The organism is Nonomuraea antri (assembly GCF_013283785.1).
Lineage (GTDB): Bacteria > Actinomycetota > Actinomycetes > Streptosporangiales > Streptosporangiaceae > Nonomuraea > Nonomuraea antri.
Genome location: NZ_JABCPZ010000076.1, coordinates 24,289 through 43,256 on the forward strand (window position 1 = coordinate 24,289; position 18,968 = coordinate 43,256).

Annotated in this window: 16 protein-coding genes and 2 rRNA genes; 1 reads left to right on the top strand and 17 read right to left on the bottom strand. The window is 70.3% G+C overall.

The window, feature by feature from the left end:
* Window positions 1-65: 65 nt before the first annotated feature.
* The 15 genes from rpmA to HII36_RS24570 all read right to left on the bottom strand — a co-directional run bounded on the left by rpmA (window position 66) and on the right by HII36_RS24570 (window position 17,123).
* A complete protein-coding gene (gene rpmA, locus HII36_RS24500) occupies window positions 66-323 on the bottom strand; it encodes a 50S ribosomal protein L27 (RefSeq protein ID WP_173525583.1) in 258 nt (85 codons plus the stop codon).
* 15 nt (window positions 324-338) lie between these two features.
* Window positions 339-641, bottom strand: coding sequence for a 50S ribosomal protein L21 (gene rplU / locus HII36_RS24505; protein WP_049575732.1), 303 nt, complete (start codon window positions 639-641; stop codon window positions 339-341).
* A gap of 207 nt (window positions 642-848) precedes the next feature.
* Window positions 849-3,980, bottom strand: coding sequence for an Rne/Rng family ribonuclease (locus HII36_RS24510; protein WP_236003829.1), 3,132 nt, complete (start codon window positions 3,978-3,980; stop codon window positions 849-851).
* A gap of 144 nt (window positions 3,981-4,124) precedes the next feature.
* On the bottom strand, window positions 4,125-4,952 hold the full coding sequence (locus tag HII36_RS24515; RefSeq protein WP_173525584.1) for a TIGR03936 family radical SAM-associated protein: 828 nt from the start codon (window positions 4,950-4,952) through the stop codon (window positions 4,125-4,127).
* A gap of 80 nt (window positions 4,953-5,032) precedes the next feature.
* Complete coding sequence (locus tag HII36_RS24520; protein ID WP_173525585.1) at window positions 5,033-6,943, bottom strand: TIGR03960 family B12-binding radical SAM protein; 1,911 nt, start codon at window positions 6,941-6,943, stop codon at window positions 5,033-5,035.
* A gap of 41 nt (window positions 6,944-6,984) precedes the next feature.
* Window positions 6,985-7,164: a hypothetical protein gene (locus HII36_RS24525; protein WP_173525586.1), complete on the bottom strand. Its 180-nt coding sequence runs from the start codon at window positions 7,162-7,164 to the stop codon at window positions 6,985-6,987.
* 8 nt (window positions 7,165-7,172) lie between these two features.
* A complete protein-coding gene (gene rodA / locus HII36_RS24530; RefSeq protein WP_173525587.1) occupies window positions 7,173-8,336 on the bottom strand; it encodes a rod shape-determining protein RodA in 1,164 nt (387 codons plus the stop codon).
* Window positions 8,329-10,374, bottom strand: a complete 2,046-nt coding sequence (gene mrdA, locus HII36_RS24535) for a penicillin-binding protein 2 (protein ID WP_173525588.1) — start codon at window positions 10,372-10,374, stop codon at window positions 8,329-8,331. Before mrdA ends, rodA begins: the two co-directional genes overlap by 8 nt.
* Window positions 10,371-10,835, bottom strand: coding sequence for a rod shape-determining protein MreD (gene mreD, locus HII36_RS24540; RefSeq protein ID WP_173525589.1), 465 nt, complete (start codon window positions 10,833-10,835; stop codon window positions 10,371-10,373). The genes mrdA and mreD overlap by 4 nt, the downstream gene beginning before the upstream one ends.
* Entirely contained in the window at window positions 10,832-11,710 is an 879-nt protein-coding gene (mreC, locus tag HII36_RS24545; RefSeq protein ID WP_173525590.1) for a rod shape-determining protein MreC, read from the bottom strand. The genes mreD and mreC overlap by 4 nt, the downstream gene beginning before the upstream one ends.
* On the bottom strand, window positions 11,710-12,741 hold the full coding sequence (locus HII36_RS24550) for a rod shape-determining protein (protein ID WP_173525591.1): 1,032 nt from the start codon (window positions 12,739-12,741) through the stop codon (window positions 11,710-11,712). Before HII36_RS24550 ends, mreC begins: the two co-directional genes overlap by 1 nt.
* A 244-nt stretch (window positions 12,742-12,985) precedes the next feature.
* A complete protein-coding gene (ndk, locus tag HII36_RS24555; RefSeq protein ID WP_090773482.1) occupies window positions 12,986-13,396 on the bottom strand; it encodes a nucleoside-diphosphate kinase in 411 nt (136 codons plus the stop codon).
* A 118-nt stretch (window positions 13,397-13,514) separates the two neighbouring features.
* Complete coding sequence (locus HII36_RS24560; RefSeq protein ID WP_173525592.1) at window positions 13,515-15,239, bottom strand: hypothetical protein; 1,725 nt, start codon at window positions 15,237-15,239, stop codon at window positions 13,515-13,517.
* A 56-nt stretch (window positions 15,240-15,295) separates the two neighbouring features.
* Window positions 15,296-15,637, bottom strand: a complete 342-nt coding sequence (locus tag HII36_RS24565) for a DUF4233 domain-containing protein (RefSeq protein WP_173525593.1) — start codon at window positions 15,635-15,637, stop codon at window positions 15,296-15,298.
* 196 nt (window positions 15,638-15,833) lie between these two features.
* Window positions 15,834-17,123, bottom strand: a complete 1,290-nt coding sequence (locus tag HII36_RS24570) for a bifunctional folylpolyglutamate synthase/dihydrofolate synthase (RefSeq protein ID WP_173525597.1) — start codon at window positions 17,121-17,123, stop codon at window positions 15,834-15,836.
* A 183-nt stretch (window positions 17,124-17,306) separates the two neighbouring features.
* On the opposite strand from HII36_RS24570, the gene HII36_RS24575 reads away from it, so the two are divergent.
* Window positions 17,307-18,131: a dioxygenase family protein gene (locus HII36_RS24575; RefSeq protein WP_173525594.1), complete on the top strand. Its 825-nt coding sequence runs from the start codon at window positions 17,307-17,309 to the stop codon at window positions 18,129-18,131.
* A gap of 526 nt (window positions 18,132-18,657) precedes the next feature.
* On the opposite strand, the gene rrf is transcribed toward HII36_RS24575, so the two are convergent.
* Window positions 18,658-18,774: ribosomal RNA gene (gene rrf, locus HII36_RS24580) — 5S ribosomal RNA — on the bottom strand.
* 74 nt (window positions 18,775-18,848) lie between these two features.
* Window positions 18,849-18,968 (bottom strand): 23S ribosomal RNA (locus HII36_RS24585); the annotation flags it as partial.

Sequence of the window (18,968 nt, forward strand, 5' to 3'; positions counted from 1 at the left end):
CAAGAAAAAAAGCTAGGGGTGGATCGGATCGATCCACCCCTAGTGCAACTTCGAGAGCCGCGAAATTACTCCGCGACCGGAATGATGCTCACGGCCTTGCGACCGCGCTTGACACCGAACTGCACGTGGCCCGCGGCCAGCGCGAACAGCGTGTCGTCGCCACCGCGGCCGACGTTGTCGCCGGGGTGGAAGTGGGTGCCGCGCTGACGGACGATGATCTCGCCCGCGTTCACCAGCTGCCCACCGAAGCGCTTGACGCCCAGGCGCTGAGCGTTCGAGTCACGGCCGTTCCGGGTGGACGACGCGCCCTTCTTGTGTGCCATCTCTCAAACTCCCGATCAGGCCTGGTCGATACCGGTGATCTTCACCTGGGTGTACCGCTGACGGTGACCCTGGCGCTTCTTGTAACCGGTCTTGTTCTTGTACTTGAGAATGCGGATCTTCGGGCCCTTGGTCTCACCGAGGATCTCGGCGCTGACCGTGAACTTGCCCGCCTCCGTGGTCACATCGCCGTCGTTGACGACGAGCACCGTCGGCAGCGAAACCGAAGAGCCGACCTCGCCGGCGACCTTGTCCACCTCGAGGACGTCACCGACGGAGACCTTCTGCTGCCTGCCGCCGCAACGAACGATCGCGTACACCGCGGAACCCTTCTACTGACTCACTGTTGCGTCACCGGCCGCTCCCGCGGAGCGACCGGCCGAATGCTGCGCCATGTTCATTCGGCCTGTCTCAAACCGACGAACCGAGTAGGCGCGCCAACAGGGCACGTCACCTGACGCACCGATTCACCAGGATACCGGATGAACGGTTTCCCAGCGAACCGGCCGGATCGTCGGACAGCCCACCTAGTCGGTGGACTTGGCTCGGCGGGAGCGTCGCCGCCCCCTGCCGGAAGTCTGGCTTGCCTGGTCGTCCTCTCCCGGGACGTCTTCAAGCGCACCGGTCACGGTATCACGGCTCGCGGAGTCTTTCGCCGCGGAAACCTTGTCGGAGACCGCCTTCTCGATCGCCATCTTGCCCTGCGTGCCGCGCGGCTCGGGCTTGGCCTCCACCGGCTCCGTGGAGACGATGAGGCCCCGGCCGTTGCAGCACTCGCACGGCGTCGAGAACGCCTCCAGGAGGCCCTGTCCGACCCGCTTACGGGTCATCTGGACCAGCCCCAGCGAGGTCACCTCGGCGACCTGGTGCTTGGTCCTGTCGCGCGCCAGGCACTCCAGCAGCCGGCGCAGCACCAGGTCACGGTTCGACTCCAGCACCATGTCGATGAAGTCGATCACGATGATGCCGCCGATGTCGCGCAGCCTGAGCTGCCGGACGATCTCCTCGGCCGCCTCCAGGTTGTTCCTGGTGACGGTCTCCTCGAGGTTGCCGCCCTGGCCGGTGAACTTGCCGGTGTTGACGTCGACGACGGTCATCGCCTCGGTACGGTCGATCACCAGCGAGCCGCCGCTGGGCAGCCACACCTTGCGCTCCAGCGCCTTGGCCAGCTGCTCGTCGATCCGGTACGACTCGAAAACGTCGCCGTTCTCGTCGGTGTCCCACTTCGACAGCCGCTCGCCCAGGTGCGGCGCGACGTACTTGACGTACTCGTCGACCGTCTCCCAGGCGTCGTCGCCCTGCACGACCAGGGAGGTGAAGTCCTCGTTGAAGACGTCGCGCACCACCCGGATGGTCAGGTCGGGCTCGGCCGACAGCAGCTCGGGCGGGCTGGCCGACTTGGCCTTCTTCTGGATGTTCTCCCACTGCGCCGACAGGCGGGCCACGTCGCGCGCCAGCTCGTCCTCCGAGGCGCCCTCGGCCGCGGTGCGGACGATGACCCCGGCGTTCTCCGGCATGACCTTCTTCAGGATGCTCTTGAGCCGGGTGCGTTCCTTGTCGGGCAGCTTGCGGCTGATGCCGGTCATCGACCCGTCGGGGACGTAGACCAGGTACCGGCCGGGCAGGCTGATCTGCGACGTCAGCCGGGCGCCCTTGTGCCCGATCGGGTCCTTGGTGACCTGCACGAGCACCGACTGGCCCGACTTCAGCGCCGACTCGATGCGCTTGGGCTGGCCTTCGAGCCCGGCCGTGTCGAAGTTCACCTCGCCGGCGTACAGGACGGCGTTGCGCCCCTTGCCGATGTCGACGAACGCGGCCTCCATCGACGGCAGCACGTTCTGGACCTTGCCCAGGTAGACGTTGCCGACGTAGGACTGGCTGGCCTCGCGGTTGACGTAGTGCTCGACGAGCACGCCGTCCTCCAGCACCGCCATCTGCGTGCGGTCGCCCTGGCGGCGCACCACCATCATCCGGTCGACCGACTCGCGGCGGGCCAGGAACTCCGACTCGGTGATGATCGGCGGACGCCTGCGGCCCAGCTCGCGGCCCTCGCGGCGGCGCTGCTTCTTGGCCTCGAGCCTGGTGGAGCCGCGCACGCTCTGCACGCCGTCGGTGGCGGTGTCGAGCGCGGCGCGACCTGCGCGCGGCGCGCGGATGCGCACGACGGTGTTCGGCGGGTCGTCGCTGGACGGCTCGGCGCCGTCCTCGGTGCCGCGGCGACGGCGCCTGCGGCGGCGGCGCGAGCTGGAGGTCTCCTCCTCCTGCGCCTCCTCGGCCTGCTCCTCGTCGCCTTCGTCCTCTGACTCGTCGCCCTCTTCCGACTCGTCGCGCTCACGCGACTTGCCGCGGCCCCGGCCGCCCCTGCGCCTGCGGCGGCGCCGGCCGGTGCCCTCTTCCTCCTGCTCGTCGGTGTCGAGGTCGGCGAGGTCGCCCTCGTCCTCGGCGATCTCCTCGACCGGCTCCTCGTCGGCCTCGCGCGGCTCACGCGTCTCGCGGACCTCACGGACCTCGGCGGCGGGCGGCTGCACGGGCTCGGGCAGCCTGGCGGGCTTGGCCTGGGTGGGGTCGGGCGCCTGGAACAGCGGCGCGAAGATGGCGGCGGGCCGCTGGAACGTCATGCCCGGCTGGTCCTGCCTGCGCGCGGACAGCCCGAACGGGTCGGACAGCAGGCTGGGCCGCTCGACCTCCTCGTCGAGGTCTTCGCCGGCGGGCTCGTCGTCGAGCGGCTCGTCCTCGGGCAGGATCTCCAGAATGTCCTCGTCGGCCCTGGCCTCGGGCTCGGCTTCCTGCCGCGCGGCGGGGGCGGCCTCTGCCAGCACCTCGGCGGACTCGGGCTCGATGGCCTCGGCGATCACGGCGTCGGCGACCACGGGCTCGGGCGCGATGGCCTCGGGCTCGGGCTCGGCCTTCTTGCGGGTACGGCGGCGCTTCACCGGCGCGGCCTCGACCTCGCCGGGCGCGGCCACCTCACTGACCTGCGGAGCCTCGGCGGGCTCCGCGACCGGAGCCTCGGCAGGGGCCTGCGCCGGGAGCGCTCCCGCGACCTCCGCGCCGGCCTCGGCCTCCGCGGCCTTCTTCGTGGTACGGCGGCGCGGCGTGGTGGCGGTGGACCGGGTCCTGGTGGCGCGCTTGGGCTTCTCCGCGGGCGCCTCCTCGGCGACCTGCCCAGCGATCGGCCCAGTGATCGGCCCAGTGATCGGCTCAGGCGTGGCGACGGGCGCGCCGGTCTCCGCGACGGCCTCGGCCACCGCGTCGGCCACCGCGTCCGCCATGGTCTCGGCCACGCTCTCGGCCACCGCCGCTTCCGCGACCGCCTCGGCGACGGCGTCGGCCACGGCGGCCTCCACCGTGCTCTGCGGCTCGGCAGCGCTCTGCGGCTCAGCCGGGCTCTGCGCCTCGGCCAGGCTCGTGTACTCCTCGATCGGGGCGGGCTCACCGGCGGCGCGCTGCGCGGCCGTGCTCGGCAAAGGCTTGCCCGGCGCCACGGTGGGCGCGGCCTGTGCCGCTGGGACCGTGACCGGAGCGGACGCCGGCTCCTCCGGCAACTCCGGCGGCGGGCCCGCCGGGCGGCTGGAGCGGCGACGCTTGATCACCTTGGGCTGTTCAGTTGTCTCCCCGTCAGGGCCAATGGCCCCGCCGTTGGGCTCGTTCTCGAGCATGCGGGCGCTCTCCCGTCAGCTCCCGGGCGCGTCACCGCGCCGCGCAGGAGCTCTCGTGTCTCGTTGTCCGCCTGCGCCCCCGGTGAGGAGGCGCAGGCGCCAAGTCCTGTCAGCGGTCGTGCCCCGCGTGCGCGGGTCACGCCCTTAACCGCCGACGTGCTCACCCGCCGGTCCCGCCTCGCCGCCGCGCGTGTCGCGGTCCAGGCCGAGCGGGTCGGCAAGCGCACCGGTACCGGCGTCGAGCGGCCCCTGCGCCAGCCTGGTCACCTCGGGAGGGACCGGCGGCGCGAAGTCGGCCACAAGGCGCAGCCCTGTGAGCACATCGTCGGGTCGAACGGCAGGCGTTGTGTGCCGAACAACCATGCGCAGTATGACACACGTCTGTCCGGCCGCCTGAGCTGCGGTTCTGTCTGTTCCTTCGGGCACCTCGAGCCTCAGCACGGCCTCCCGCGCGTCGAAGCGCCTGGGGCCCTTTTTGGTGAGGCGCTCCACCTCGACCGTACCCGCCGCGAGGAACTTCTCCACCGCCGCCTCGGCGAGCCGATGATCGGCGCCGGGCAGCCGTACCTCCCACACGGAGGCCTCCAGGCGGTCGGCCAGCCCCCCGGGGCCCGCCTCCACCACGTCGATCACGTCGAGGCCCGGCGGCAGCGACCCGTCGAGGTCGGCACGCACCTGGTCAGGGTCGCACGGCGTGGTAACGCCGATCTCAAGGTATTCGGCCTCGCTGGCGACACCGGTCGGCGCCGCGCCCGCGTAGGAGATCTTCGGGTGGGGCGAGAAGCCCGCGCTGAAGGCCACCGGGATGCCGGCACGGCGGACCGCCCTCTCGACGGCCCGCGAGATGTCGCGGTGGCTGGTGAAGCGCAGGCGGCCGCGCTTGGCGTAGCGCACACGCAGGCGCTGCACCGTGGGCGCGGGCGGGGGCCCTTCGGGAACAGGTTTCAGAGCTGTGTCGTCCTTCCGTGTCATAGTCAGGTTCCTACGTCTCAGGATAAGCCGCGATGGAGCCTGAACGTGTACGGCGAGGCACGGCTCGCCCACGTGGGGTGCTAGACCACCGTCAGCGGCAGCAGTTTCCGCCCCGTGGGACCGATCTGGATCTCCGTGCCCATCGTGGGGCAGACGCCGCAGTCGTAGCACGGGGTCCAGCGGCAGTCTTCGACCTCGGCGCCGGAGACCGCCTCCTGCCAGTCCTGCCAGAGCCATTCGCGGTCGAGCCCGGCGTCGAGGTGGTCCCACGGCAGGACCTCGTTCTCGGCCCGCTCGCGCGTGGTGTACCAGTCGACGTCCACGCCGGCCTGCTCGGCCGCCGCCATCCACCGCTCGTACGAGAAGTGCTCGCTCCAGCCGTCGAAACGGCCGCCGGACGCCCAGACGGCGCGGATGACCGCGCCCACCCTGCGGTCGCCCCGCGACAGCAGGCCCTCCACGATGGACGGCTTGCCGTCGTGGTAGCGGAAACCGATCGCGCGGCCGAACTCCCTGTCGCCGCGCAGCGAGTCGCGCAGCGCCTTGAGCCGCCGGTCGACGGTCTCGTGGTCGGCCTGCCCGGCCCACTGGAACGGGGTGTGCGGCTTGGGCACGAAACCGCCGATGGACACGGTGCAGCGGATGTCACGCGACCCGGTGGCCTCGCGGCCGGCCTTGATGACCTTCTTGGCCAGGTCGGCGATGCCGAGCACGTCCTCGTCCTCCTCGGTGGGGAGGCCGCACATGAAGTAGAGCTTCACCTGACGCCAGCCCTGCGAGTAGGCGGTGGTGACGGTGCGGATCAGGTCTTCCTCGGTGACCATCTTGTTGATCACCTTGCGCATGCGCTCGGAGCCGCCCTCGGGGGCGAAGGTCAGCCCGGATCGCCTGCCGTTCCTGGAGAACTCGTTGGCCAGGTCGATGTTGAACGCGTCGACCCTGGTGGACGGCAGCGACAGCGAGGTGTTGGTGCCCTCGTAGCGGTCGGCCAGGCCCTTGGCCACCTCGCCGATCTCGGAGTGGTCAGCGGACGACAGCGACAGCAGGCCGACCTCGTTGAAGCCGGACTCCTTGATGCCGTTCTCCACCATGGCGCCGATCGTGGTGATCGACCGCTCCCGCACCGGACGGGTGATCATGCCCGCCTGGCAGAAGCGGCAGCCACGGGTGCAGCCGCGGAAGATCTCCACGCTGAACCGCTCGTGCACCGTCTCGGCCAGCGGGACCAGCGGCTTCTTCGGGTAGGGCCACTCGTCGAGATCCATGACGGTGTGCTTGTGCACCCGCCACGGCACGTCGGGCCGGTTCGGCGCCACCCGCTTGATGCGGCCGTCGGGGTGGTAGTCGACGTCGTAGAACTTCGGCACGTAGACGCCGCCGGACTCGGCCAGCCGCATCAGCAGCTCGTCGCGCCCGCCGGGACCGCCCTCGGCCTTCCACTCCCGGATGACCTCCGAGATGGCGATCGAGATCTGCTCGCCGTCGCCGAGCACGGCCGCGTCGAGGAAGTCGGCGATCGGCTCGGGGTTGAACGCCGCGTGCCCGCCGGCCAGCACGATCGGGTCGTCGTCGCCGCGGTCGACGGCCAGCAGCGGAATGCCGGCCAGGTCGAGCGCGGTCAGCATGTTGGTGTAGCCGAGCTCGGTGGAGAACGACACGCCGAGCACGTCGAAGGCGCGCACCGGCCGGTGCCCGTCGACGGTGAACTGCGGCACGCCCTCGGCCCGCATCAGGGCCTCGAGGTCGGGCCAGACGGCGTAGGTCCGCTCGGCCAGCGTGGCGGGCAGCTCGTTGAGGATCTCGTAGAGGATCGCCACGCCCTGGTTGGGCAGCCCGACCTCGTACGCGTCCGGGTACATCAACGCCCACCTGACGTCGGCGGAGTCCCAGTCCTTGACGGTCGAGTTGAGCTCACCTCCGACGTACTGGATGGGCTTCTGCACCTTGGGCAGCAGCGCTTCCAGGCGTGGGAAAATCGACTCGACAGGCATACCGTCCAGGGTAGCGGGGCTCGGACGGTGGCAGGTCCGCCTCAGACGGTGGCGGGGCCGGGGATGTCGATGTCGTTGCCGCAGAGCACGATGATGTGGTGCCCTTCGTAGCAGGTCAGCTCGACGGCGATGACACCGCTCGCCAGGTTGTGCACTCCGACGACGTGACTGGCGGGCAGCAGGAAGCGCTCGTCGCACTCGTCGCAATGGGCCAGGAACATGTCTCAGTCTAAAACGAGTACTGGCGCACCCTGATGGCCTGGAGCAGCCCGACCGCCATGAGGTTCGCGAAGGTGGCGGTGCCGCCATATGACACGAACGGCAGCGGCAGCCCGGTGATGGGCATGATCCCGATCGTCATGCCGACGTTGATGAACGTCTGGAACGCGAACCAGCACACGATCGTGCCCGCCACCAGCGTGCCGAACCTGTCGTCGCACTGCCGGGCGATCTTCAGCCCGCGCAGCAGCACCACGCCGAGCAGCAGCACCACCACGATCGAGCCGAGGAAGCCGAACTCCTCGCCCGCGACGGTGAAGATGAAGTCGGTGTGCTGCTCGGGCACGAACCGCCCGGTCGTCTGACCGCCGCCGAGCAGGCCCTTGCCGTAGAGCTGCCCGGAGCCGATCGCGATCAGCGACTGCGTGCTGTTGTAGCCCACGCCGCGCGGATCGACGCTCGGGTCGAAGAACGCGGTGAACCGCGCGATCTGGTACGGCTCCAGCAGTTGCAGGTAGAAGACCGCGGCCACCGAGGTCGCCGACACCAGCGCGAGCAGCGCGATCCACCGCTTGCGCACCCCCCCGATCACCAGCCCGGCCGCGGTGATCACCACGAGCACCATCGCGGTGCCCAGGTCCGGCTGCAGCATGACCAGGCCCACCGTCAGCGCCGCGGCCAGCAGCGCGAGCAGGATGTCGAGCCCGCGCGGCCTGTCGGTGCCCTCGGCCGGCTGGGCCAGCAGCATCGCGATGATCAGCAGCAGCCCGACCTTGGCGAACTCCGACGGCTGCACCGCGAACCCGCCGCCGAGCAGGATCCACGAGTGCGAGCCGTTGATCGTGGCGCCCAGCGGCGTGATCACCAGCCCGAGCCCGACCAGCGAGATGAGGAACACCAGCGGCGCGTACGCCCGCATCGCCCGATGGTCGACGGTGGCCACCAGCGCGCACAACACCAGCCCGATGCCCTCGTTGAGCAAATGCTTCTTGACCAGACCCGTGGCCCCGGGGGCCCAGGTCCTGGTGGACGACCACACCAGCAGCGTGCCGATCACGCACAGCCCGGCCACCGCGGCCAGCATGACGCCGTCGAGCCGCCGGACGCTGGACTGCTGGCTGGTGATCCGCCGCAGCAGCGAGGGACGCCTGATCGCCGACGTGCGGTCAATCACCCCCCACCACCGTCCCGTCCGGCTTGAACGTGGGCGGCTTGGTGCCGAGCTGCCCGCCGGGCACGGCGGCCGGGCCCTTGATGCCGTAGATGCCCTCGTAGATCTCCCGCACGGCGGGCGCGGCCGTCTGCGCGCCCATCCCACCCTGGGAGACCATGACCACCACGACGAACTGCGGATTGTTCGTCGGCGCGAACGACGCGAACCACGAGGTGTCCTTCTTGCCCCACACCTCCGCGGTACCGGTCTTGCCGCCGATGCGCACCCTGTCCATCGGGAAGCCGCTGAACGCCCCGGCCGCCGTACCGTCGGAGGCGACCTGGCTGAGCGCGTTCTTGATGTAGAGCCGTTCCTTCTCGCTGATCGGCAGCTTGCCGACCACGGGCGGCTCGAACGTCCTGACCACCTTGCCGTCGGGACGCACCTGCGCCCACCCGATGCGCGGGCTGCGCAGCTTGCCGTCGCTGACCAGCGCCATGTACGCCCTGGCCAGCTGCATCGGCGTCACCAGCACGTCGCCCTGGCCGATGGAGAAGTTGGCCGAGTCACCGGGCCGCAGGATGAAGCCCTCGGTGCAGTTCTCCAGCGCCAGCCGCTTGAGGAACTCGGCCCTGGCCCGGTCCTTCTCCTCCGGGTAGCCCTTGCGCGAGCGCTCGCAACTGGTGTGGCTGGTCTGCTCCCACAGCGTCTTCTTCCACATGCGGTCGGGAATGCGCCCGGCCGACTCGCCCGGCAGGTCGATCCCTGTCTGGTCGCCGAACCCGAACCCTCTGGCGGTGTTGGCGAACACCTCTCTGGCCGTCTTCTTCGGGCTGCGCCCGCCGTCCTTCAGATACTGCTCGTACGCCGCCCGGTAGAAGATCGTGTCGCACGACTTGACCAGCGCCGTGTGCAGGTCGAGCGTGCCCAGCGGGATGCCGCGGAAGTTGTTGAACGCCCGGTCGCCCACCATGACCGAGCCCGGGCAGGCGTACTTGCCGTTCAGCGGGTAGCCGGCACGCAACATCGACGCCACCGACGAGACCTTGAACGTCGATCCCGGCGCGAACTGGCCGTTGATCGCCCGCGACACCAGCGGCTTGCCCGACTTCTCCGACAGCAGCCACTGGTAGCCGCGCGCCGAGATGCCGCCGCCCCAGACGGCCGGGTCGTAGCCGGGCTGGCTGGCCAGCGCGACGACCCTGGCGGTACGCGCGTCGAGCACCACGGCCGCGCCGCCGTCGGCGCCCGGCGCCTTCATGGCCTTGCCCAGCGCCCGCTCGGCGATGGCCTGCACGCGGGCGTCGATGCTGGTCACCAGGTGGTCTCCGGCGACCGGGCGCACCTGCTGCTCGACGCCGAGCGCCTTGCCCATCCGGTCGACCTGCACCCGGCGCAGCCCGGACTTGCCGCGCAGCGCGTCGTCGTAGACGTACTCGATGCCGTCGCGTCCGGCCAGGTCGACGCCGGAGAAGCTGGCCTTGAGCCCCTCGCGCTTCTCCAGCTCGGCCTCGGTGACCGGCTGCAGGTAGCCGAGCATCTGCGCGGCCGCCCGGCCGCCCGGGTAGTGGCGCACGGAGTGGATCTCGGCGGTGACGCCGGGGAACTCCTCCTGCCGCTCCAGGATCTGCAGCGCCTGGCGGGTGTCGACCTTCTCGTCCAGCGGCACCGGCTGGTAGGGCGAACCCGTCCAGCACGGCTTGCCCACCTTCGGCCCGCACGGCGTGATGCGCTGCTCCAGCTGCTTGACCGGCTTGCCGAGCACGTCGGAGAGCTTGCGCAGCACCTTCGCGCCGCCGTCGCGCATGCGCAGCAGCTCGCCCCGGTCCACCGAGACGACCAATGCCGCCTTGTTGCGCACCAGCGGCCGGCCGTGACGGTCGAGGATCTGGCCGCGCACCGCGGGCACGATGACCGCTCTCGTCCTGGTCTCCGTGGCCCGCGTCACGAACTCGTGGCCGCGGACGACCTGCACCTGATACAGCCGTACGCCCAGCACGACCAGCAGTGTCAGCACCAGCACGTGCAGCACCAGCAGCCGGGCCCGCATCCTGATCATCGCGCGTACCCCGGCCGTCTGCCTCGGGTGGCCAGCCAGATCACGACCGGCGACAGGAGCAGCGTGTAGACGATCGTGACCGGCACCTGCTCGGTCAGCGTGGTCACCGTCACCCGCGGGTCGGAGATCAGCCCGCTCACCCCGGCGGCCAGCAGCGGCGCCATCAGCACGCACAACACCACGGTGGTCGCCGGGCCGCCCGCGCCCCGGCCCGCCACGTAGCCCACGAGCGCGAGCACGAACGCGTAGTGCCCCACCAGATGCGCGGTCGGCGGCACGATGTCGACCAGCAGCCCGGCGAAGAAGCCGAGCACCGCGCCGGCGGCCGGGCCGCGCGACAGCGCCGCGCCGACGACCGCGAGCAACACCAGATCGGGCTGCCCGCCTGCGGGCAGCGGCACCCGGTTGATCAGCATGACCTGCGCCAGCAGCGCCACGACCACGAACAGCGCGCCGATCATCGCGCTCCCTCCTTGGGCGGCAGCACCGCGTCACGCGGGTCGCGATCGGGCCCGTCGACCACCACGCCGACCACGTCGAGCGCCGACAGGTTCGCGTACGGTCTGGCGTAGGCCGTCCTGGTGAGCTCGCCCGGCGTCGACTCCACGTGCTCGACCACCCCGATCGGCACGCCAGGCACGTACGGCCTGCCGTTCTGCGAGCCGAAGCTGACGATCCGCTCGCCCCTGGTCAGCGGGGCGCTCGCGTCGAGCAGGCGGAACTTCACCAGGCGCCCGCCCTCGCCGACGCCGTGCACGACGCCGATCTCCTGGCCGCCCTCCAGCCTGCCGCCGACCGCCGAGGCCGCGTCGCTCAGCAACACCACGGTCGAGGTGGTCGACGAGGCGTGCACCACCCGGCCGATCAGCCCGTCGCCGTTGAGCACGGTCATGTCGGTGCGGACGCCGTCGTCGCTGCCGGCGTCGATCTGGACCGCGTCCTCGAAGCCCGGCTGGCCGCGCCGCGCGACCACGTTGGCCGGCACGATCTTGTAGCCGCCCGTGCCCGCCAGGCCGAGCAGCCGTTTCAGCTCGGTGGATCTGGCCGCGTCGAGCTTGCCCGCCTGCAGTCCGTCGCGCAGCCTGGCGTTCTCCGCCTTGAGCCTGGCGATGTGCTCCTGCGCGCTCGGCGCGGCGGCCAGCGCCTGCACGAAACCCCCCACCGGCCGGACGACCGAGCCGCACAGCCCCTCCGCCGCGCCGAACAGCCACGACCCCGCGGAACGCAGCGGGCGCAGCGGCGAGCTCTCGCCGGTGCGGTGGTCGACGGTCAGGATGACCAGGGCCGCCGTGAGCAGCACTCCTAGGATCAGCCGGGCGCGGCGCGAGTCTCTCATCAGTGTCGTGACTCCGGAACCAGGACCTGTTGCAGCGCGTCGAACTCCTCGGCGCACTTGCCCGTGCCGATCGCCACCGAGTCGAGCGCGTTCTCGACCAGGTGGACGGGCATCCCCGTCTCGGCCTTGACCCGGTCGTCCATGCCCTTGAGCAGGGCGCCGCCGCCGGTGAGCGCGATGCCGCGGTCCATGATGTCGCCCGACAGCTCCGGCGGGCACTTGTCGAGCGTGGTCTTGACCGCGTCGACGATGGCGTTGACCGGCTCTTCCGTGGCCTTGCGTATCTCCTCGCTGGAGACCACGATCGTCTTCGGCAGGCCGCTGATGAGGTCGCGGCCGCGGATCTCGGCGTGCGTCTCCTCGCCGTTCGGGCAGGCCGAGCCGATCGCCATCTTGATCTCTTCCGCGGTGCGCTCGCCGAGCATCAGCGAGAACTCCTTCTTCGCGAACGAGATCACGGCCTGGTCGAGCTCGTCGCCGCCGACCCTGATCGACTGGCTGGTGACCACGCCGCCCATCGAGATGATCGCCACCTCGGTGGTGCCGCCGCCGATGTCGACCACCATGTTGCCGGTGGGCTCGTGGACGGGCAGCCCGGCGCCGATCGCCGCGGCCATCGGCTCTTCGACGATGTAGACCTTCCTGGCGCCGGCCTGGTAGCCGGCCTCCTTGACGGCCCGCTGCTCGACGCTGGTGATGCCGCTGGGGACGGCGATGATGATCCGCGGCTTGGCGAAGTGTCGACGTTTGTGCACCCGTTGGATGAAATATCGCAACATGCGCTCGGTGACGTCGAAATCGGCGATCACGCCGTCCTTGAGTGGCCGCACGGCGACGATGTTGTCGGGCGTCCGGCCGATCATCCGTTTGGCCTCGATGCCTACCGCCACGATTTTCCCCGTGGCGGTGTTGATCGCTACGACTGACGGCTCGTTGAGCACGATCCCACGGCCACGCACGTAAACGAGCGTGTTCGCGGTGCCCAGATCGACCGCCATGTCACGGCCGAGAAACGCGAGCTTGCTGCCCATGGGGAACGGAGCCCTCCGTTACGTCGTTCGCCAATGACTACGGATCGAATTCGAATCGTAACGTGACGTACCCACAGGTGAGCGCGATGAGCCTATTTCGCCCGTCAAAAATCTCAGCCCCAAGCCCAACCGCAACTTTGCCCGGATTGCACCGGAACATCCGTCTCGTCGCCGAGGGCCCGGGAACGCCACGTGCCCGCACGGCCGTCAGCCGTGCGGGCACGTGGAACAGCCTGGTAATCCCCTAGAAACGGTCCGGGAAGAAGATCTTGATTTCCCTGGCGGCCGACTCGGGAGAGTCGGAGCCGTGCACGACGTTCTCGCCGATCTCCAGCGCGTGGTCGCCGCGAATCGTGCCGGGGGCCGACTTGACCGGGTCGGTCGCGCCGGCCAGCGCGCGGAAGGCCTCGACGGCCCGCGGGCCCTCGAGGACCAGCGCGACGAGCGGGCCGGAGGTGATGAACTCGACGAGCTCGCCGAAGAACGGCCGCTCGGAGTGCTCGGCGTAGTGGGCCTTGGCGGTGTCGGCGTCGAGGGTGCGCAGGTCCATCGCCACGACCTTGAGGCCCTTGCGCTCCACACGGGCGATCACGTCACCGATGAGGCCGCGCTTCACCCCGTCGGGCTTGATCAGGACAAGAGTGCGCTCGGACACTTGAGGTTCTCCTTTGAACAGGTTTGCGATCGTGGGCCGGCTGCGCGGATCGGACTTGCGCCACGCGTCGCCGTAGCCGGGGCTCAGCTTACCGTCCGCCGTCGCCGCGCTCTTCCCACTAGGGTCTGGCGGTGTCCTCGGGCGAGGGCGCCTGCGGCGGAACGGTGGGCAATGTCCCGCTACCCGAGCCGTCGTCAGGGCCGCGCTCTTGGGCGGGTTCCACGTCCCTCGGGCCGCGCTGGGCGAAAGCGCCCTTCAACGGCACGGACGCGGTGATGCGGGGAATCGCGCCGGTCGGCATGTCCTCGTCAGCGATCACCGCAGCAGACTCGCCGCCTTCGTCGGGGACCGCCGCAGCAGGCTGGTCGCCCTCACCGGGGACCGCCGCGGTCACCATGCCCGGGTCTGTGATCACCGTGGCCGGCGTGCCTGAACCGGAGGCCGCCCCAGCCGGAGCGCCAGGATCGGCGGTCGCCACGCGCTCGGCGGCACCACCACCTCCGCCGCGCCGCGACACCGTCGCGATCAGGACGATCACCGCCACCAGCAGGAACCCGCCCACCAGCGCCACCAGATGCAACGCACCCACCAGCCCGTCGACCAGCTCCTGAACCGTGGCCGCACCGGACAGCAGCGTCATCTGCACCCCGGTGCCGAGCAGGTACCCGGCGAGCACCCCGGCCAGGCACAACCCGAGCCCGAACACGGCCACCGCCACCCCGACCCCGTTCAGCGCCGCCGCCATGGCCACCGCCGCGCCCACCGTGAGCAGCGTGAACGGCACGATCAACACCATCCCGTCGGCCGCCGGCACCAGGACGCGGATCAGGCACAACCCCACCACCATGGCCAGCAGCCCGAGCGGGGTGAGCCACCAGCCCGCCGTGCTCGCGTACCTGCACACGGCGACACCCGCGCCCACCGCCAGCGCCGCCGCCACCGTGAACGGCACCCACAGCCCGCGCAGCCCCGGCCCGCCGAGCCCGCCCATCTCCATCAGCGTGATCTGCGCGGCGCTGGGCACCAGCACCACGCCCAGCGCGGCCATCGTGTACGCGGCGGCGCGATGCCCGGGCACGCCGACGTGCGCGGCCGCCAGCACCCCCGCGACCGCGACCACGGCCAGCACGATCACCGGCAGATGGCCCAGGTCGACGACCGCCGTGAAGATCGCGATCACCGCCACCCCCGCCGCCGGCCCGAGAGACAATCCCGGCCCGGCGACCGGCACGCCCGGCAACCCCGCCGCACCGACACCATCGCGAGCGCCTTGACCGGCGCCGCCACCGTGGCCGTCGCCCTGGAGCATGCCGAGCAGCAGATAGGCCGCGGCCAGCGCCAGCGCGATCCCCGTCACCAGCGGGTACGGCTGCAGCGCCACCTTCCAGTCGCTGACCTGGTCGAGCGGCCACAGCGCCAGCGCCTGCGCGGTCAGCAAGCTCGCCGCGAGCCACCCGAGCCACAGCCCGCGCAGCACCGCCCCCCGGTGCCAGACCGCGACCAGCGTCGCGGGCAGAACCAGGCCGGCCCCCACGCCGTGCAGCACCCGTACGACGCCGACCACCGTCCCGGACGCCGCATACCCACCGGCGGCGTCGGCGACGGTGAGCAACGCCAGCCCGCCGACCAGCAGGTGAACCGCGCGCACGCGCCGCAGCAAGAGGGCGGCGAACGGGACGGTCAGCATCACGGCGGGCAGCGCGAGCCCGTGCGCGAGCATCAGCCCGGCCCGGTCGATGTCGCCGGGCATCAGCTTGGCGACGACGGAGAGCGTGTTGGGGATCGTGACGATCGCCAGCGGCAGCGCGGCCACGACGACCAGTGCGAGAACCACGTCGAGCAACCGCGGTGACCTGAGCGGGGACCGCTGAATCGGGGGGACGGCCATGTAGGCCGACTTTAGCGGGAAGTCACGCCTTCGACACGGCGAGCGACGAATATCGCGGTGAACCACAGCGCCATGAAGATCGCGCCGAGGAAGAACATGGCCGGGACCAGGAACCCGGTGCAGATGGCCAGCACCTGCACGACCGTGCCCGCGACGTACCCGTACGGCTTCTTCAGCAGCCCGATGACGACCACGCACAACACGGCCAGCCCGATGCCGGCGGTCACGGCCAGCGCGGGCGTGATGCCGACCACGGTGATCGCCACGGGCGTGATCAGCCCCGCGACGATGGCCTCCATGCCGAGCACGCTCGCACCGAGCCTGCGCATGCCTGGGGTGACCTCGAAGTTCATCGCTCCACCTCGATCGCGATCTCCTGCGCGACACCCATCATCGCCCGACCAGCGCCCCACGTCCCCGAACGCCCGTCACCGCCCCGCCCAGCACCCGTCACAGCAGGACCCAAGTCCCGTCCAGCACACTCCACGACAGAACCGACGTTCCGTCCGGCGCGCGTCACAGCGGAGCCCTCGCCCCGACCCGGGCGCGTCACCGGTCGGCCTTGAGCAGATGCCTGGCGTCGCCGGCCGTGATCACCGACCCGGTGATGAGCACCCCGGTGCCGCTGAACTCGCCTTCCGCGTCGGCGGTGCCGATGCCCAGGTCGATGGCGTCGTCGAGCCGGTCGACGACGTGCACCCGCTCCTCGCCGAACAGCGGCTCGGCCAGCGCGGCCAGCTCCTGCGGCGGCATCGACCTGGGCGAGGAGTTGCGGGTGACGATGATCTGGTCGAGCACCGGTTCGAGCAGGTCGAGGATGGTGTGCACGTCCTTGTCCGCCATGACCGCGACAACACCGATCACCTTGGCGAAGTCGAACGCCTCGTGCAGCCCGTCGAGCGTGGCCTGCATGCCGCCCGGGTTGTGGGCGGCGTCGAGCACGACCGTCGGGTTCCTGCGCACGACCTCCATTCGTCCCGGCGAGGACGCCTGGGCGAAGGCCTGGCGCACCAGCTCGACGTCGAGCGGGTCGTCCCCGCCGGTCAGCGCCTCGACGGCGGCCAGCGCGCAGGCGGCGTTGCTCGCCTGGTGCGCGCCGTACAGCGGCAGGTAGACCTCGTCGTAGACGCCCTTGAGCCCGCGGATCGTGAGCAGCTGGCCGCCCATGGCGACCTCGCGGCTGAGCACGCCGAACTCCAGCCCCTCGCGCGCCACCACCGCGCCGACGTCGGCGGCGCGCCGCATCAGCACCTCGGCCGCGGCCAGATCCTGCTGCGCCAGCACGGCCGTGGCGCCGGGCTTGATGATGCCCGCCTTCTCGCCGGCGATGCTGGGGATGTCGGGGCCGAGCCTGTCGGTGTGGTCGAGCGAGATGGGCGTGATGACGGCGACCGTGCCGTCGGCGACGTTCGTGGCGTCCCAGGAGCCGCCCATGCCGGCCTCGACCACGGCCACGTCGACAGGCGTGTCGGCGAACCCGGCGAAGGCCATCGCGGTCAGCAGCTCGAAGAACTGGATCCGCCGGCGCCCCTGCGAATCGGTCAGATCGACGTACGGGGCGATCTCCTCGTACACCTCGGCGAAGCGCTCCTCGCTCAGCGGCTCGCCGTCGACGGTGATGCGCTCGCGCACGGACACCAGATGCGGGCTGGTGAAGCGGCCCACCCTGAGGTTGCGCTCCTTGAGCAGCGCCTCCGTCAGACGCGCCGTGCTCGTCTTGCCGTTCGTGCCGGCGATGTGCACGACGGGGTACGCCCGCTGCGGCGAGCCGAGCAGGTCCAGAAGGGCCGCGATCCGGTCCAGCGTCGGCTCGAAGTCCCATTCGACGCCGCGGTCCATGATCGCGCGTTCAACCGCACGATAATCCACCCCTCAACCCTACTGACCGCTGTCAGCGCTCCAGACGGCGGGCAAACATATCGTGAATCGTATAGAACATTGGGAGTACACCCTGTCGCCAACCCATGTCACCTTGGGAAACAAGCCTGCCCCACCCCCCGGCAGGCCGCTAAAGGAGGCATCGTGGAAGGCGAGAACACTCGCGGCAGCACCAGAAGGACGCTGTTCAAAGCGGCACTCATAGCAAGTCCGGTACCCGTGCTGCTCGGCGGCGGCGTGGCCCTGGCCCGCGATTCCATAGCGAACGGCCAGCCCCTCGAGCCCACCCCGTTCTGCGACGACGGTGACGACCCCACCATTCCGCAGACCGAAGGACCGTACTTCAAGCCGAACTCACCCCAGCGTGCGACCCTCCCGGGGTCCGGCACCCTGCTGACCGTCAGCGGCTACGTCTTCGGCTTGGCGTGCCAGCCGCTGGCCAACGTCCTGCTGGACTTCTGGCAGGCCGACAGGAACGGCGCGTACGACAACTACACCTACAACTTCCGCGGGCACCAGTTCACCAACGCCCAGGGCGCGTTCAAGCTCACCACCATCGTCCCCGGCCTCTACCCGGGACGCACGCGCCACATCCACGTCAAGGCCCAGGCCCCCGGCCGTCCGGTCCTGACCACGCAGCTCTACTTCCCCGGTGAACCCCGCAACAACACCGACACGATCTACGACCCTCGACTTCTCATGAACGTCCGCACCGTCGGCAGCGGACGCGAGGCCACCTTCGACTTCGTCCTGAACGTCGCGGGCTCCACCACCTCTCCCACGGCGACGGCGACGTCCACCACCACGACGAGCCCGTCTCCGGGCGGCGGAACCTGGCGGGTTGGGGTGACCTACCAGGCGGGGAACCAGGCTACCTACGGTGGCGCGACCTACCGGTGCCGGCAGGGGCACACGTCGCAGGCAGGTTGGGAACCCCCCAACGTGCCTGCTCTGTGGGCCCGCGCCTGACCACTGGTCCCCGAACACAAAAGAGGGCCACCCCGGCTGCTGGGGGTGGCCCTCGTTCGCGTTCAGAGCCCGAGGCCGCCGCTCAAGGCCGCCGAGGCGCAGTCCACCGGCCAACCTGAAGCCAGGTGGGCCGGGTAAGGGTCAGGGTCAGATCAGAGAAGTCCCCGCCAACCGCACCGCCCCGCCGGCGCCCTCAGGCGCGGCCAGCCGCACGTGTGAGTAAGCGTGACGCCTCTGGAGCCGACGGACAGCCCCCGCTGTGACACAGGCGTTCTGGGACGCGAGACAAGGCACCACAGTCAAGCCCCTCCGCACAGGTCTTCCGTGGGCGGCCGGCCCAATGAAGACGCCGGCATTGGTCATTGGCACGCGAGCTCCGCGGCCAGCTCGCTGCCACCCACGCGCAGTCACCGGAGCCACAGTCCAGGACCCCGGAAACACAAAGGGCCGTCGGCCGACAGACCCCGGAAATGCGGAAAGGGCCCGCACGCACCCGAAGGATACGTGGGGCCCTCCCCAAAAGATTGTCCGGCGGCGACCTACTCTCCCACACCCTCCCGAGTGCAGTACCATCGGCGCAGAGAAGCTTAACTTCCGGGTTCGGAATGTAACCGGGTGTTTCCTTCCCGCCATAACCGCCGTAACACTATGAAACAAACAACAGGAAAACCTGTTTGCTGTCTCAGAATTGCCTAGTGGACGCGAGCAAGATGCTTTGTGGTCAAGTCCTCGGCCTATTAGTACCGGTCAGCTCCACACGTTACCGTGCTTCCACCTCCGGCCTATCAACCCGGTCGTCTACCGGGAGCCTTACCCACTCTCATGGTGGGAGACCTC

What these genes read in the sequence shown, in the direction of transcription:
- HII36_RS24550 (WP_173525591.1), bottom strand. Translation starts at nt 12,741, where the DNA reads ATGGGCAGCAAGCTCGCGTTTCTCGGCCGTGACATGGCGGTCGATCTG.
- HII36_RS24565 (WP_173525593.1), bottom strand. Translation starts at nt 15,637, where the DNA reads ATGAACTTCGAGGTCACCCCAGGCATGCGCAGGCTCGGTGCGAGCGTG.
- HII36_RS24520 (WP_173525585.1), bottom strand. Translation starts at nt 6,943, where the DNA reads ATGCCTGTCGAGTCGATTTTCCCACGCCTGGAAGCGCTGCTGCCCAAG.
- mreC (WP_173525590.1), bottom strand. Translation starts at nt 11,710, where the DNA reads ATGAGAGACTCGCGCCGCGCCCGGCTGATCCTAGGAGTGCTGCTCACG.
- HII36_RS24510 (WP_236003829.1), bottom strand. Translation starts at nt 3,980, where the DNA reads ATGCTCGAGAACGAGCCCAACGGCGGGGCCATTGGCCCTGACGGGGAG.
- HII36_RS24525 (WP_173525586.1), bottom strand. Translation starts at nt 7,164, where the DNA reads ATGTTCCTGGCCCATTGCGACGAGTGCGACGAGCGCTTCCTGCTGCCC.
- HII36_RS24570 (WP_173525597.1), bottom strand. Translation starts at nt 17,123, where the DNA reads ATGGACCGCGGCGTCGAATGGGACTTCGAGCCGACGCTGGACCGGATC.
- mreD (WP_173525589.1), bottom strand. Translation starts at nt 10,835, where the DNA reads ATGATCGGCGCGCTGTTCGTGGTCGTGGCGCTGCTGGCGCAGGTCATG.
- HII36_RS24515 (WP_173525584.1), bottom strand. Translation starts at nt 4,952, where the DNA reads ATGACACGGAAGGACGACACAGCTCTGAAACCTGTTCCCGAAGGGCCC.
- rpmA (WP_173525583.1), bottom strand. Translation starts at nt 323, where the DNA reads ATGGCACACAAGAAGGGCGCGTCGTCCACCCGGAACGGCCGTGACTCG.
- mrdA (WP_173525588.1), bottom strand. Translation starts at nt 10,374, where the DNA reads ATGATCAGGATGCGGGCCCGGCTGCTGGTGCTGCACGTGCTGGTGCTG.